The following is a 14,819-nucleotide window of genomic DNA, read 5'->3' on the forward strand; positions in this document are numbered from 1 at the left end:
GCCCCTTACTTCGACCGCGACACGCGGCGCAGGAAGTCGATGAACTGCGCCTGCTCTTCCGGTGACAGGTCCTTGACCATGCCCTGGTCGTGCGCCTGGACGCGCGGGATCAGGTCGTCCATCAGCGTCTGGCCTTCCGGCGACAGGCGCAGCGCGTAGGAGCGGCGGTCGTTGGGCGAGGGCGCGCGCACGACGAGGCCGCGCGACTCGAGACGGTCGATCACAGCGACCATGGTCGACCGGTCGATGCCGACCGCCGTGCCCAGGTCGGACTGCGACAGGCCCTCGTTCTCCCGGATCATGATCAGCACGCCGAACTGGCCGGGCGTGATGTCATGCGGAGCGACCGCATTCTGAAAGCTCTGGAACACCGCAACCTGAGCCTTGCGCAGGTTGTAACCCACCAGCTCCGGAAGGGGGCCAAGGGCGAGCTTGCCGTTCTTGCCGGGCCGCAGACGCGACCGCCGGTCGGCGGGGGTGGAACGCTCGTTGTCAGTCACCGTGGATGCCATATTTTGGATGAATTATCGGATGAACGGATAAAATGCGGGCAAGGCTTTCGTTTGTCAGCAAGAACCGCACAGCGAAAGGCTGACGCATACCAGATATGCGTGAAACGTATTGGTGAGAGGGCATACAAATTCCATCTTGAAGAGTCAAGAAGTGATCGACGCCGATTCGACGCCGATCGCCCGCCCAGCGGTTTCCCCTGCCGCGCGCGGGTTCCCGAATCGGAGCTTCCGACGCCCGGTCCCCCCCAGACCGGGCGTCTTCGTTTCTGGCCGATCCCTGTGTGGAGCGCTGGAACGATTTGCAGGGCAGGGCGGATGGTTGGACGCTTGGTCCGTTGCCGGCTTTCGGGTTAGCTGTGGGGAAGCCTTCCAACCAGAGAGCCGATGCCATGGCCTTCGCCATTCCCCTGTGGTCCCAGCCGGCCGTCCCCGTCGCGGGCGGCGATCCGTTTCCGGTGCGCCGCATCTATTGCGTCGGCCGCAACTATGCCGCCCATGCGCGCGAGATGGGCGCCGATCCCGACCGCGAGCCGCCCTTCTTCTTCATGAAGCCGGCCGACGCCATCGTCGCCGACGGCGCCACCGTCCCCTATCCGCCGAAGACCGCCAACCTGCATCACGAGATCGAGCTGGTGGTGGCCATTGGCAGCGGCGGGCGCGACATTCCGGTCGACCGCGCTCTGGACCATGTGTTCGGCTATGCCGTCGGGCTCGACATGACCCGGCGCGACCTGCAGAACGCCGCCAAGAAGGAAGGCAAGCCCTGGGACATGGGCAAGGGATTCGACCAGTCGGCGCCCTGTTCCGAGATCCGCACCGTCGCCGATATCGGCCATCCGGCCAAGGGCGCGGTCACCCTGGACGTGAACGGCGTGCAGCGGCAGAAGGGCGACCTGTCCGACCTGATCTGGTCGGTGGCGGAGACGATCTCCTACCTGTCCGGCTTCGTCGAACTGCAGCCCGGCGACCTGATCTACACCGGCACGCCGGAAGGCGTCGGTGCGGTGGTGGCCGGCGACGTGCTGACCGGCGCGGTCGAAGGCGTCGGCACCCTGACCCTGACCATCGCCTGAGCCGCCGCCAAATGCGCATCGCGACCTGGAACATCAATTCGGTCCGCATGCGTCTGGACCTCCTCCTCCGCCTGATGGAGGAGGAGCGGCCGGACGTGATCTGCCTGCAGGAAACCAAGGTGGTGGACGCCGACTTCCCGCTCGGCCCGCTGGCGGAGCGCGGCTATGTCCACGCCCACATCCACGGGATGAAGAGCTACAACGGCGTCGCCATCCTGTCGCGCCTGCCGTTCGAGTCGCACGACGTCCAGCACTGGTGCGGCAAGCAGGACTGTCGCCACGCGCTGGCCCATCTGCCGGGCGGGATCGAGCTGCACTGCGTCTATATCCCCGCCGGCGGCGACATCCCCGACCCGGCGGTGAACGACAAGTTTGCCCACAAGCTCCAGTTCCTGGACGAGATGACCCACTGGCTGGGCACGGAGCGGACGCCCGACCGGCCGATGGTGCTGGTCGGCGACCTGAACATCGCGCCGCTGGAACAGGACGTGTGGAGCCACAAGGAGCTGCTGTCCGTCGTCTCCCACACGCCGGTCGAGGTGGAAAAGCTGGCGGCGATGCAGGCGTCGGCCGGCTGGGTCGACGCCATGCGCCGCTTCGTTCCGCCGGAGGAGAAGCTCTACACCTGGTGGAGCTACCGGGCGAAGGACTGGGCCGCCTCCAATCGCGGCCGGCGCCTGGACCACATCTGGGTGACCCCGCCGCTGGAAGGCGCGCTGACGGGCGTCAAGGTGCTGCGCGACGCCCGCGGCTGGGAGCCCAAGCCGTCGGACCATGTGCCGGTGATCGTCGATCTGGCCATCTGAGGGGGAGGGGGCGTCGTGCCCCCTTACTCCAGCAGGTTGATGTTCAGCCGCACCAGTTCCGGCGCGCCGCCTTGCGTGATGCGGAACAGGTGGGCGCAGCCGTTGCGCAGTTCCTCCGCCGGGTCGGCGCGCATGTCCCAGCCGGTGGCGAGCGAATAGAGCGCACGCAGGATGCCGTTGTGGGCGACGGCGCCGGTGGGGCGCCTCTCCGCCGCGAGGTCGGCGAGCCAGGAGCGCAGACGGGCCTGAACCTCGCGCGGGCTTTCGCCGCCGGGCGCCTTGAAGTCCAGCCCCAGCCGGTCGTGGCGGGCCGGCATGCGGCCGTCGGCGCGCAGATCCTCGGTGCGTTCGCCCTCCCACTCGCCCCAGTCCATTTCGACGATCCGCGGCTCCGGCGTGGGATCGAGGCCGAGCAGGAGGGCGGTCTCCCAGGCCCGGCGCTTAGGGCTGGCGACCCAGTGCAGACCGGCCGACTCGGGCGGCAGGCGATAGCGGGCGACCCGTGCGCGGCCGGCGTCGGACAGCGGCTCGTCGATGCTGCCCTGGATGCGCCCTTCGGCGTTCCAGGCGGTCGGGCCGTGGCGGAGGATCAGCAGGCTGGTCATGACAGTACCGGTGCGCGGGGGACGGGATGCGCCGGGAGCTTACCGTTTCGCCGTCTTCTGCACCGGCATTTCCTTCACCTGGGCCAGCGCCACGCGGACGCGCGACAGATCGGGCGCCGCCGCCCGGACGGCGGATTTGGCCGGAGCCTTGGCGGGCTTCGCCGGCGGCTTGGCCGGTTTGACCGCCTTCGCCGCCGCCTCGGCCACCTGCACGCGGCCCTTGCCGCCGCCATGCTTCATGGCGAGCGTCTGGGCCTTGGCGCGGGCGCGGGCCTGCGCCTCCAGGATCTGCGGCGCGCGCGGTTCGCCGGTCTTCGGCGTCCAGGTGCGGAAGGGGCCGGTGTCGACATGGACATGGCCGGTGTGGGCGTACATGGCGTAGCCGCCGCGCTGCATCGCCGCCGCCTCCTCCGCCAGCCGCGAGGGCGGGATGCCGGCGATGGAGAAGTCCGCCGCCTGACCGCGCATGTGATAGGAATTCTCGGCGACGTTCGGATTCGACCGGGCGAGGCTGGCGTTGGTGGCGCGCGACCGGTAGCCGGAGGTGAGGCGAATCGGCGAGTCCGGTGACGCGCCGACGCGCTGGCGCAGTTCCACCAGCATGTCGACCAGGGCCGGATCGACCGGGATCACCTCGTCGCTGCGGCGGTCGCGGAACAGGACGGCGATCTCGCGCATCGCGGCCGGGTCATACCCGTCGCCGGGGCGCCAGTAGGTGACGGACGCCGTCTCGCCGCTGGCGGGATGCTGCAGGACCACGCTGCGCGGTTCGCCGCCCAGCCCGGCGCTGTCCAGCGGCGGCGCGGTGGCGCAGCCGCCAAGCTGCGTCGCGACGGTCAGCACGGCAAGGATACCCAAGGCACGACCGGTCATGCGCATCGCTCTTCCCCCCAAGCTTTGCACGCATCAACGACCCCGCCCGCCCCAATCGTGGCGGGGTTGCACCCCGATCTAATACCAAGATTGTCACAGGAGACCAGTGTGACAAAGCAACCTGTGGCGTAATGAACACGCACAAGCGCTTTTGCTCAGTGGAACCGATTGTTCGGGATTCAACCGGTGCGGACGGCGCCGATCCTACAGGGACAGCTCCATCCCTTCATAGGCCACCAGCGATCCGGGGCGCATCGCCGCCGCCTCCGCCGCGATGGCGTCCAGCGCGTCGTCGGTGCGGGCCGGGTCGTGGTGGAAGATCACCGCGCGGCCGACTCCGGCGGCCTCGGCCAGCCGCAGGCATTCCTGCCAGGTCGAATGGCCCCAGCCGACGCGCGTCGGGTATTCGGCGTCGGTGTAGGTGCTGTCATACACCATCACGTCGGCACCGCGCAGCAGGTCCAGGATCACCGGATCGCGCCCTTCGGCCGGATGTTCGGTGTCGGTCAGGACGCAAAGGCTGCGGCCGCCATGCTCCACCCGGTAGCCGGTGGCGCCGTCGGGATGGTTCAGGCGGCAGGTGCGCACCACGACATCCGGCGCCAGTTCCAGCGTCTGGCCAGCCTGGAAATCGCGGTATTGGCAGTCGGCCCGGAAGATCTCGACCGGCACCGGGAACAGCGGGGCCGTCATCATGTCGGCCAGCACGGTGCGGAAGGGCCGCTCCGGCGGCAGATGCCCGGACCACAGCCGCAGCCGGCTGGCCGGATCGAAAGCCGGCGCGAAGAAGGGCAGGCCGCTGATATGGTCGAGATGGCTGTGGGTCAGCAGCAGGTCGATGTCGACCGGCCCGCCGTCGCGCGCCAGCGACTCGCCCAGCGGCCGGATGCCGGTGCCACAGTCGAAGACGATGTGGGCGCCGCCGCAGCGCACCTCGATGCAGGCGGTGTTGCCGCCATAGCGCACGGTGGCCGGGCCGGGCGCCGCGATGCTGCCGCGCACGCCCCAGAAGCGCACGGTGAAGGAGGACCCGCCGCCGGACTCTTCAGGAGAGGGCGGTCGCGCGGGATCGGTGGTCGAACGAACGGTCATGACGGCGCCATCGTGGCGGCCCCGCTTGCCCAAGTCTAGCAAATCTCTCCCCCGCGCATCTCTTCCGGGCAGATCCCTCGGGTCGGGGGACAAGACTTCCGAACGGGCCGTGTCACGAGTCGTCACCCTACGAAGGGCATCTGTCCAAACCCATAAGATGTGGTAGGTTGGGGCTCGTCGCGCATTGCGCGGCCTGACTCGATGATTTCCCAAGGGTCCCCGCGCGGGTGGGGACCGGCTCCGGCGGAACCCGACGCGGATGGATCCTGACAAGCTCGCCAAAGTCCTCGCCATGGCCGAGTCGGAGCATCAGGGCGAGGCGCTGTCCGCCCTGCGCGCCGCCCGCATCATGCTGTCCCGTGCCGGCCTGTCCTTCCGCGATCTGGCGGAGCGCGCCCGCAATCCGGCACCGCCCGCGGCCGAGCCGCCGCCTGCCGCCCAGCCTGCCGAACCCGCCGGTGCGCCGGCCCCGCCGCCGCCGCCGGACGAACTTGTCCGCGGCCTGCGGCGGCAGGTGAAGGACCTGGAACTGGAACTCGCCACCCTGCGGCGGCAACTGGACAAGGCGGCGGGCGATGCCGACCGCCAGCGCGAGGAGGCCGACCGCTGGCGCACTCTGGCGCGCGAAACGGCGGAAAAGCTGTGGGACATGGGCAAGGCGCTGGAGCGCAAGCACTCCCGCCATGCCGACAGCGACAAGCGCCGCGCCGTGCTGGACCTGCTGCAGGACCCCGGCAGCGCGCTGCTGTCCGACCGCGAGATCGCCCGGCGTGTCGGCGTGTCGCCGCACGACGTCGGGCACTGGCGCCGCCGGATGGCCATCGTCGGCCGCAAGCTGCGGCTGCTGCCGGTGGTGCCGCGGGGGCGCGGCCTGTGGGTCGGGCCTTCGGCCTGTGGCCTGGGCGCGGCCCGGCTGGGCAAGCTTTCGGGCGGGCCGAAAATGGGTGGACCGCAGTCGGGCGGGCGTCACCGCTGGCTTGGCTTCGCCGGCGAGGTCACCATCGCCGAACGGGGCAGCCGCCGCGAACTGGCCTCGGTCGGCCGGCGCTGATCTGGCGGCTCAGGGCACCAGCCGGTAGCCGCCGGGTTCCGTCACCAGGATGCGGGCGTTGGACGGATCGGCCTCGATCTTCTGGCGCAGGCGGTAGACGTGGGTCTCCAGCGTGTGGGTGGTGACCGCCGCGTTGTAGCCCCAGACCTCGCCCAGCAGGGTTTCGCGACCGACCACCAGATCGCCGGCCCGGTACAGGTATTTCAGGATCGCCGTTTCCTTCTCGGTCAGGCGGATCTTGCGGTTGGTGGCCTCCTCCAGCAGCAGCTTGGCGCCGGGGCGGAAGCTGTAGGGGCCGATGGCGAAGACCGCGTCCTCCGTCTGCTCGAACTGCCGCAGCTGGGCGCGCAGCCGGGCGATCAGCACCCCCAGGCGGAAGGGCTTGGTCACATAGTCGCTGGCGCCGGATTCCAACCCCAGGATGGTGTCGGCATCGCTGGCCGACGCCGTCAACATGATGATGGGGCAGCGCACCCCTTCGCGCCGCAGCAGCTTGCAGACGTCGCGCCCGTCCATGTCCGGCAGTCCGACGTCGAGCAGGATGGCGGAGAAGCCGGTTCCCGTCTCGCTCGCCTTGCGGACCGCATTCAGCGCGCCGGCGCCGTCGCCGGCCTCCTCCGTCTCCAGCTCCTCCAGCAGGCGAAGCTGTTCGGCCAGCGACTGGCGCAGGGCGGTGTCGTCGTCGACCAGGAGGATGTGCTTTGCGATGGTCATGGTCCGCGGCACGAAGTCGGAAGTCGGGAATCGGGGGCCGCCGCCGTCAGGGCCGGGGGCGGCGCCTTAGTAGCATGGCGCCGGTGGATTGTCGTGATGGCTTGTGGCGAAGAGGACGGGCTATCCAGAGGGGTCTTCTACAGCACCGCCAGCAGCGCCGCCGCCCCATCGGCGTCCGCGGCGGCAAGGACGATCCGCTCGGGCCGCAAGCCGAGGTCCCGCAAGGCGGCGGCGACGGTCTCGTCCGGCACCGCGACATGGCGCATCAGGGCCAGCGCCCCCTGTTCCAGATTGCGGCGCACCGCGGCCTCCTCGGTGGTCAGACCCGGCTCGGTCCAGTGCAGGCGTTCGACCAGCGCGGTGAAGCGCAGGCGGCGGCTGTCGGCCGGCAGGCTGGCGGCGAGGTTGGGCAGGGCGTTGCCGTCCAGTAGGACCGGCGCGCCGTCGGGCAGCCGCGACAGCGCGACGTCGGCGGCCAGGATCGCCGACGGATCGACCCGCGGGTGCGGGCCGGGCAGGGCGTGCAGCATGATGCCGGCCCCGGCGGCGCGCAACGCCTCGGCCATGCGGCGGGCATAGGCGTCGGCGAGGGTATCGGCAGCGAGATCGGCCGGCATCACCAGATGCACGGGTGCGGTCGGATCGGGGGATGTCGAACGGGTGGTCACGGGGGAAAGGCTCCCGGTTGAAGGGCTGCGGCGGCCATCCCGGCGCCCATGGTCAAGGCGGCGGGGCGGGCCGTAGAAGGTGCCGGCTCCGCTCGGTCGGCGGGCCGGCCTGCGGCGCGGGATGGTCCCCGCGCCGGGCAGGCTAGCCGGATCGTTGTGTCCCCGGCAACGGTGTGGCGCGCGGGAATTGCTGGACAGGGGCGCGCCACCTGCGCTTTGCTTCGCCCGCCGAACGCACCATGTCCCGTTTTACGCGCCCCATCCGGCGCACCCGCTACGCAAAGCCGCTGACGATGCAAGCCGAACGCACCTCCGCCACCACCACGGTCACCCTGTCCACCCCCGCGGCAGCCGTCGCGGCGGCGCCCATCGACGAGGCCGCCGTGCGCGCCGTCGACCGGGCGCTGGCCGCCCTGCGCCGGGGCGAGGTGGTGGCGATCGAGACCGCCGACGGCACGGTCGGCGCCGCGGTGTCGGTGGAGTCGGTGGCGCTCGACGCCGTGGAGCGGCTGAAGGCGCTGACCGGCGGCACCCCGCGGCTGGTGGTCACCCGTCGCCGCGCCGTGGTTCTGGGGCTGGCCGACGCCGAGGCGGCGCAGCCGGTCAGCGACATCACCGACGATCAGGCGCCAGGCGCCGCGGCGGAGGCGTTCGGCGCCATGACGCTCGACCGGCCCGGCGGGCTGACCGCCGACCAGGCCCATGCGCTCGCCGATCCCGAACAGCATCCGCAGGCCCAGGATGCGCTGCCGCCCGGCCTGGCCGCCGTCGAGGCCTGCCCCGGCAGCCGCGAGGCCGCGGCGGTGGACCTCGCCCGGCTGGCCCGCCTGCTGCCCGCCGCCATCACCGCCGACCTGCCGTCGTCGCCCCGGAAGAGCGCCCCGACGAGCGCCAAGGAGTGGGCGGCGGAGCATGACCTGCTGCTGGTGCGTGCATCGGACGTTGCCGATTACCGGGTGCATGTGGTGCGGACGCTGCGCCGCGTCGCCGACGCGCGGGTGCCGTTGGTCGGGTCGGAAAACACGCGCATCTACGCCTTCCGCCCTGCCGACGGCGGGCCGGAGCATCTGGCCATCGTCATCGGCGATCCCGATCCGCAGCAACCGGTGCTGGCCCGCCTGCATTCGGAATGCTTCACCGGGGACCTGCTGGGGTCGCTGCGCTGCGACTGCGGCGACCAGCTGCGCGGCGCCATTGCCGAGATCGCCCGGCAGGGCAGCGGCGTGCTGCTGTATCTGGCGCAGGAGGGCCGCGGCATCGGGCTGGTCAACAAGCTGCGCGCCTACCGCATCCAGGACCGCGGCTTCGACACGGTGGACGCCAACGAGATCCTCGGCTTCGAGGCGGACGAGCGCGTCTATCTGCCGGCGGCGGAGATGCTGCGGCAGCTTGGCTTCGAGTCCGTGCGGCTGATGACCAACAACCCGGAGAAGCTGCGCCAGCTCGCCCGCTGCGGCATCGCGGTGGTGGAGCGGGTGGCCCACATCTTCCCGGCCAACGGCCACAACGAGGCCTATCTCCGCACCAAGGCGGAACGCAGCGGCCACATGTTCTGACCCTGCCGCCGCGTTTCGGGAAGCTGAAGCGGGGCAAGGCAGGAATCGCCGCGCCGGCCCGGCAGTTCTTGCCGACCGAACTGCGGTGGGAATCGGATTCCGGGTGATGAGCGTCCGGATCCTCCCGAATCGATCGAATCCGGGTAGGATCGGTCGCCCCGGCTTGGCACGCCGCTTGCTGTATCTGTCGTGACCACCGAGCCGGGAGACCGCCCATGGCCATCGACGCCACCACCATCGACAGCAGCGCCGTCCAGCGTCCGGCGCCGCGCGAAAAGGCGTCGCCGGTCATCAGCGACGGCCACAACGGCGGCCCGGTGGAAATCCAGGGCGAGATGTCCTTCTGGGACTTCCTGGACATCATCAACCCGCTGCAGCACATCCCGATCGTCAGCACCATCTATCGCGAGATCACCGGCGACACCATCCAGCCGTCCATGCGGATCATGGGCGACATGCTGTATGGCGGTGTGATCGGCGGCATGGCCTCCATCGCCAACGCGGTGGTCGAGCAGGCGACGGGTCAGGATGTCGGCGAGACGGTCATGGCCTCGCTCGGCTTTGGGGACGGTGACCATCCCACCGCCTCCACCGCCGTCGCGGACGCCTCGGGGGGGCCGGCGGCGTCCGGCTCCCCCGCGGAGCCGCCCGCGCAGCCACAGCAGGCGCAGCAGTCTGCCGCCGGCGGGCTTGCCGCCGCGCTGGCCGCCGCCAAGCCCGCCGATCTCGGGTCGGCGCAGCAGCCGGCGGCCGGGCAGCCGGTCCGGCTTGCGGCCGCCACCTCCGCCGCCAAATCCGCGGATGCCTCGCCGGTCCTGACCGCACAGCTCGCGGCCGGGGCGGTTCCCCATCCCAGCAAGATGCCGGCGCGCGACACGCCGCTGGCCAGCTCCGCTCTGGCGAAGCACAGCGCGCCGCGCTATGCCGCGACGATCCCCGGAGCGGTGACGGCGAATGCGCGCGCCGCCGGTGCGGCGGCGGTTAATGGCAATGGCGGCGGCCAGCCCCAGACCGCCGCCGGGCAGGCGGCCGCCCAGCCAGCCGAAGCAGCCCCGGCGGCCGGGCCGACTCCGGTTCCGCCGGACATGCTGTCGGAGACGATGATGCGCAACCTCGCCAAGTATGAGCAGTCGCGCAAGGCGGCGCAGGGTGCCGCGAGCAGCACCACGCGGGTGTCGGGATGAGCATCGAGATCACGGTGACGCCGGATGACGGCGGCAAAGATGGCGGCAATGACGGCGGGCCGGTCACCACCGGCCGGCTGCGCTGGCCGGGCGGGGAGGTGCCCTGTGTGCTGGGCCGCGGCGGCGTCCGTGCCGACAAGCGGGAGGGCGACGGCGCCACCCCCGTCGGCCGTTTCCCGCTGCGCCGCGTGCTGTGGCGTGCCGACCGGCTGGCTCCGCCGGAGACCGGGCTGCCGCTCCAGCCCATCGCCGAGCATGACGGCTGGTGCGACGCGCCGGAGGACCCCGCCTACAACCGTCCGGTCATCCGGCCCTATCCCGCCAGCCACGAGGAGATGTGGCGGGACGATCACGTCTACGACGTCGTGGTGGTGATGGGGCACAATGACGACCCGGTGGTGCCGGGGATGGGCAGCGCCGTGTTCCTGCACCTCGTCCGCCCGGACCGGGCGCCGACCGCCGGCTGCGTCGCGCTGGCGCCCGACGACATGCTGCGCCTGCTGAAGGACTGCGGGCCGGGAAGCGCGCTGAGCGTCGCTGGCCCACCCGCCTGATGACGCCGCTGGTTACTGGGCCGGGCCGATTATTGGGCAGGGTAGGGGCGTGCTCCGAAAATCGCCGTGCCGACCCGCACATGGGTGGCGCCGAAGCGGACGGCGGTCTCGTAATCGCCGCTCATGCCCATGCTGATTTCCGACAGCCCCAGCCGGCGGGCCATCTCCGCCAGCAGGGCGAAATGCATCGCCGGCTCCTCGTCCACCGGCGGAATGCACATCAGCCCGGTGACGGGCAGCCCCAGCCGGTCGCGGCAGTCGGCCAGGAAGGCCTCCACCTCCGCCGGGGCGATGCCGGCCTTCTGCGGTTCCTCGCCGGTGTTGACCTCGATCAGGCAGCGCGGACGGCGGCCGGATTTCGCCATTTCCTCCGCCAGCGCCTCCGCCAGCTTCGGGCGGTCCAGCGTCTGGATCACGTCGAACAGGGCGACGGCTTCCCGGACCTTGTTGGTCTGCAGCGGACCGATCAGGTGCAGCTCCAGCTCCGGAAAGCGCTCCTTCAGCGCCGGGAACTTGGCCTTGGCCTCCTGCACCCGGTTCTCGCCGAACACGCGCTGGCCCGTGGCGAGCGCCTCCTCCACCGCTTCGGCCGGATGGGTCTTCGACACGGCGACCAAGGTCACCGAACCGTCGCCGCGCCCGCAGGCCGATGCGGTTTCCGCGATGGCGCGTCGCACCGAGTCGAGCCGTGCCGCCACGCTGTCCGCGCCGGCGGAACCGCCTGCTTCGGCGCCGGTTTGCGTATCTCTGCCAGTGCCCTGCGTCGTCGTCATGGCCGCCCCCAATCCGGTCGCTGCGGGTGTACAGCGCTTCCGCGGCGTGTTAGCGGACGGTTCGCGGAAACGCAAGCGCCCCAAGCGACCATGCCCTTTGCGTCCGGATCGCCGGTGCGGGGGATCGTCATCGTTTTTGCACATCGAGGAGACCTCCGCATGCGGAGTCCGTTTCGTTCCCTGCTCTCCGTCCTGACGTCGGCGGCCCCCGCCGGCCTCCTTGCCGCCGCGCTCGCCGTCTGGTCCGTCGCCACCCCCGCCCACGCCGAAGACCATGGGAAGCCGGCCGCCAAGGCTGATGCCAAAGCGAAGCCCGGCGCCAAGAACGGCAAGGCCAAGCTGATGCTCGGCTCGCCGATGACCAAGGTGCGCTTCAGCGAGCCGGCCTTTCCGCTGACGGACGACGGCACCTATCGCAGCTTCATGGACAGGATTCTGGACGAATACGGCCGCCGCTGTGTGCGGCAGGAGCAGTTCGGCTGGGAAATCGCGAAGGACGATCAGGAACGGCTCGATTATATCTTCCAGGGGACGATGGCGAATTACGGCCGGCTCGGCTACCTGCTGGGGGAAATCCATCCCAAGTCGGTGACCGATCCGGAAACCCTCGCCTTCCTCGCCGACCGCAACAAGGAGCGCTACCTGCTGGTCTGGACGCCGCTGGAGTCGTCGGTGCTGTTCATGATGTGCGACACCGCGGCCAAGGACGCCAAGGCCGACCAGCCAAAATCCGCCCCGAAGAAATAAGGCGGTTCGGAACAACGAAAAGGCGGCGGATTTCTCCGCCGCCTTTCGCGTTCGTGCCGTCCGGGATCGCGCGCGCTCAGAAAGCGAAGCGGGTATCCCACAGGACGATGTTGGCGTCGTTCTTCACGCCGCCGACCTTGTTGTCGAGATAGCTGTATTCCAGACCCGTGGTCAGGCCCGGCGCCACGGTGTAGGTCACGCCGGCCTGCCAGACATGGGCGCGGGAGTTCAGGCCGGCGAAGTTGCCGTCGATGCCCTTGGCGTCGGTGTAGGTTGCGGCCAGGATGACCGGACCCAGCGTGTAGTTGGCGCCGACGATCCACAGCTGCTGATCGTCCACGCCGCGGGTGCCGGTGGCATAGCCGCTGTCGCCGCTGAAGGCGTAGCTGCCGCCGATCTTGAAGTCGGCATAGGACACATTGGCGCCGACATGGACCGAGGACAGATCCTCCAGCCCGCTGGCCGCCTTGGCGAACTGGTAGGCGGCGCTCGCCTCCACGCCGAAACCGCCGAACGCGCCCTTGTAGGTGGCCTGGACCTCGCCCATGTCGCGATAGGCGGTGGTGTTCTTGCGGCGGTTCACGTCGGTGTTGCTGCTGCCGTACACCGGGGTGTAGGCGGCGCCGACCTGGAACCCGGCGACGCTCGGCGTCAGGTAGACGATCTTGGTGCTGGCGTCGCCCGACTCCAGCGTGCGCAGGCTGCCCAGCACATAGGGGGCGCCGGTGGCGTTCACGTAGTAGTTCAGGAACTGGGCGTCGGGCGAGCCCTCGATGCCTTCGACGTTCGGGCCGATGATGCCGTATTCGTCCGACAGGCCGTTGATCACGCCGGCCTGCACCGTGCCGAAGCCGCCATTCACGAAGATGTAGGCGCGGTCGCTGTCGGTGCTGCGGTTGTTGGCGGTGCCGCCGGAGGCGCGCAGGCGCAGGCGGGCGCCGTATTCCAGGCCGTTGTCGGCCTTGGCCGTCGGCGTGATGTTGAGGCGGAAGCGGTTGGCGAACTCGGTCTGGCGCAGCCCGGTGTCATTGTCCTGGTCGACATAGGCGCCCTGGAACCAGGCGTCGCCACCCAACAGGATATCGAACTTGGCCTGGGCCGAGGCGGTGCCGCAGCCGGCGGCGAGGGCGACGGCTGCACAGCCGATGACGAGAGAGCGCTTCATGGAGTGTCATCCTGGATGCATGCGCCCAATGGGAAGCGGGGCGCGAGCGGTGTCTTGTGCTCCAAGACTTAATCCCGTCCCCCGGCGACCGACAAGTGGCGGCGATGGGGGAAGTCCCCGCATCCCAAGGACAGTGGCGGGAAAAACACGCACTCCCGGATCATGTAAATTCATATACTAAGTATTTGGCGAATTGCTTGGATTTGCTTGTAAAGCGACTCGCTGTCTTTGACCCTAAAGGGGTAACCCTTTTGGCGAGGGTTCGGGTGGCGGTCCGGCAGGCCGGCAGGACAAAAAAAGAGGCGGCGGATTTCTCCGCCGCCTTCGCGTCTGCTGCCAGGAGCCTGCTTCTTAGAAAGCGAAGCGGGTGTCCCACAGAACGATGTTGGCATCGTTGTTGACGCCGCCCGACTTGTTGTCGACGTAGCTGTACTCCAGGCCCGTGGTCAGGCCGGGGGCGACGGTGTAGGTCACGCCGGCCTGATAGATGTGGGCGCGGGCATAGTCGGCGGCGGTGGCGGCACCGGTGCCGACATTGGCGCCCTTGGCGTCGGTGTAGGTGGCGGCCAGGATCACCGGACCCAGGGTGTACTGGGCACCGACCAGCCAGACCTGGTTGTCGTCGACGCCGCGATGGCCCTTGGCATAGCCGCTGTCGCCGCTGAAGGCATAGCTGCCGCCGAGGGCGAAGGCGCCGTAGGAGATGGTGGCGCCGGTGTGGATCGACGACAGGTCTTCGAAGCCGGTCGGGGCCTGGGCGAACTGGTAGGCGACGCTGGCTTCCAGGCCGACGCCGCTGAAGGCGCCCTTATAGTAGGCCTGGATTTCACCCATGTCGTTGTAGGTGACGTTCTTGCGGCGGTTCACGTCGGTGCCGCTGCTGCCGTAGGTCGGGGTGTAGGCGGCCGACAGCTTGAAGCCGGCGAAGCTCGGGGTCGAGTAGACGATCTTGGTGCTGGCGTCGCCCGACTCGAGCGTGCGCAGCGAACCCGTCACGTACGGCAGCGAGGTGACGCCGTAGTAGAGGCCGTAGAAGCCGTCCGGGCTGCCCGAGATGCCGTCGACGTTCGGGCCGATGACGCCCGAGTCGTCCGACGGGCCGTTGGTCACGCCGGCCTGCACCGAACCGAAGGTGCCGTTCACGAAGATGTAGGCGCGGTCGTAGTCGGTGCTGCGGGCGTTGTTGGTGCCGTTGCTGGCACGCAGACGCAGGCGGGCGCCGTATTCCAGACCGTTGTCGGCCTTGGCCGTCGGGGTGACGGTCAGACGGAAGCGGTTGGCGAACTCGGTCTTGCGCAGGCCGTTGTCGTTGTCCTGGTCGACATAGGCGCCCTGGAAGAAGGCATCGCCGCCCAGCAGGACGTCGAACTTGGACTGGGCCGAGGCGGTGCCGCAGCCGGCGGCGAGGGCGACGGCTGCACAGCCGATGACGAGAGAGCGCTTCAT

General features: G+C 69.8%; 16 protein-coding genes. 7 read left to right on the plus strand and 9 right to left on the minus strand.

What is annotated here, in order from left to right:
- Positions 1-5 precede the first annotated feature (5 nt).
- A complete protein-coding gene (locus PWS46_RS00330; protein ID WP_244560711.1) occupies positions 6-500 on the minus strand; it encodes a MarR family winged helix-turn-helix transcriptional regulator in 495 nt (164 codons plus the stop codon).
- Between the two features lie 401 nt (positions 501-901).
- Here PWS46_RS00330 and PWS46_RS00335 point away from each other — a divergent pair, with 401 nt between their 5' ends.
- Positions 902-1,585 carry a fumarylacetoacetate hydrolase family protein gene (locus PWS46_RS00335; protein ID WP_434616524.1) on the plus strand — a complete coding sequence of 228 codons (684 nt, stop codon included), beginning with the start codon at positions 902-904 and terminating at the stop codon, positions 1,583-1,585.
- Positions 1,586-1,596: 11 nt separating this feature from the next.
- Positions 1,597-2,391, plus strand: coding sequence for an exodeoxyribonuclease III (gene xth, locus PWS46_RS00340; RefSeq protein WP_434616527.1), 795 nt, complete (start codon positions 1,597-1,599; stop codon positions 2,389-2,391).
- A gap of 23 nt (positions 2,392-2,414) precedes the next feature.
- On the opposite strand, the gene PWS46_RS00345 is transcribed toward xth, so the two are convergent.
- The 3 genes from PWS46_RS00345 to PWS46_RS00355 all read right to left on the minus strand — a co-directional run bounded on the left by PWS46_RS00345 (position 2,415) and on the right by PWS46_RS00355 (position 4,961).
- On the minus strand, positions 2,415-2,996 hold the full coding sequence (locus PWS46_RS00345; RefSeq protein WP_434616530.1) for a histidine phosphatase family protein: 582 nt from the start codon (positions 2,994-2,996) through the stop codon (positions 2,415-2,417).
- 39 nt (positions 2,997-3,035) lie between these two features.
- Positions 3,036-3,869, minus strand: a complete 834-nt coding sequence (locus PWS46_RS00350; RefSeq protein ID WP_434616533.1) for a YcbK family protein — start codon at positions 3,867-3,869, stop codon at positions 3,036-3,038.
- Between the two features lie 204 nt (positions 3,870-4,073).
- Positions 4,074-4,961 (minus strand): MBL fold metallo-hydrolase, encoded by an 888-nt coding sequence (locus tag PWS46_RS00355; protein ID WP_434616536.1) that lies wholly within the window; start codon positions 4,959-4,961, stop codon positions 4,074-4,076.
- 259 nt (positions 4,962-5,220) lie between these two features.
- Here PWS46_RS00355 and PWS46_RS00360 point away from each other — a divergent pair, with 259 nt between their 5' ends.
- Positions 5,221-6,012, plus strand: a complete 792-nt coding sequence (locus PWS46_RS00360; protein ID WP_434616539.1) for a hypothetical protein — start codon at positions 5,221-5,223, stop codon at positions 6,010-6,012.
- 9 nt (positions 6,013-6,021) lie between these two features.
- On the opposite strand, the gene PWS46_RS00365 is transcribed toward PWS46_RS00360, so the two are convergent.
- A complete protein-coding gene (locus PWS46_RS00365) occupies positions 6,022-6,726 on the minus strand; it encodes a response regulator transcription factor (protein WP_434616542.1) in 705 nt (234 codons plus the stop codon).
- A 137-nt stretch (positions 6,727-6,863) separates the two neighbouring features.
- On the minus strand, positions 6,864-7,394 hold the full coding sequence (locus PWS46_RS00370) for a glycosyl transferase (RefSeq protein ID WP_434616545.1): 531 nt from the start codon (positions 7,392-7,394) through the stop codon (positions 6,864-6,866).
- Positions 7,395-7,687: 293 nt separating this feature from the next.
- Between PWS46_RS00370 and ribA the strand changes: the two genes are divergently transcribed.
- From ribA to PWS46_RS00385, 3 genes are all read left to right on the plus strand, one after another.
- Entirely contained in the window at positions 7,688-8,950 is a 1,263-nt protein-coding gene (gene ribA, locus PWS46_RS00375) for a GTP cyclohydrolase II (protein WP_434620029.1), read from the plus strand.
- A gap of 215 nt (positions 8,951-9,165) precedes the next feature.
- Positions 9,166-10,134, plus strand: a complete 969-nt coding sequence (locus PWS46_RS00380) for a hypothetical protein (RefSeq protein ID WP_434616548.1) — start codon at positions 9,166-9,168, stop codon at positions 10,132-10,134.
- Positions 10,131-10,688 carry a L,D-transpeptidase family protein gene (locus tag PWS46_RS00385; RefSeq protein WP_434616551.1) on the plus strand — a complete coding sequence of 186 codons (558 nt, stop codon included), beginning with the start codon at positions 10,131-10,133 and terminating at the stop codon, positions 10,686-10,688. The genes PWS46_RS00380 and PWS46_RS00385 overlap by 4 nt, the downstream gene beginning before the upstream one ends.
- Before the next feature lie 29 nt (positions 10,689-10,717).
- Here the strand turns inward: PWS46_RS00385 and PWS46_RS00390 are convergent, their stop codons facing one another.
- Positions 10,718-11,461 carry a YggS family pyridoxal phosphate-dependent enzyme gene (locus tag PWS46_RS00390; protein ID WP_434616554.1) on the minus strand — a complete coding sequence of 248 codons (744 nt, stop codon included), beginning with the start codon at positions 11,459-11,461 and terminating at the stop codon, positions 10,718-10,720.
- Between the two features lie 159 nt (positions 11,462-11,620).
- On the opposite strand from PWS46_RS00390, the gene PWS46_RS00395 reads away from it, so the two are divergent.
- The gene (locus PWS46_RS00395) at positions 11,621-12,208 is read left to right on the plus strand and encodes a hypothetical protein (protein WP_434616557.1); all 588 of its coding nucleotides are present in this window, start codon (positions 11,621-11,623) and stop codon (positions 12,206-12,208) included.
- 76 nt (positions 12,209-12,284) lie between these two features.
- On the opposite strand, the gene PWS46_RS00400 is transcribed toward PWS46_RS00395, so the two are convergent.
- Positions 12,285-13,373 (minus strand): porin, encoded by a 1,089-nt coding sequence (locus PWS46_RS00400; RefSeq protein ID WP_434616560.1) that lies wholly within the window; start codon positions 13,371-13,373, stop codon positions 12,285-12,287.
- Positions 13,374-13,724: 351 nt separating this feature from the next.
- Positions 13,725-14,819 (minus strand): porin, encoded by a 1,095-nt coding sequence (locus PWS46_RS00405; protein ID WP_434616563.1) that lies wholly within the window; start codon positions 14,817-14,819, stop codon positions 13,725-13,727.

The sequence above is a fragment of the Azospirillum sp. B2RO_4 genome, from assembly GCF_051124815.1.
Classification (GTDB): Bacteria; Pseudomonadota; Alphaproteobacteria; order Azospirillales; family Azospirillaceae; genus Azospirillum.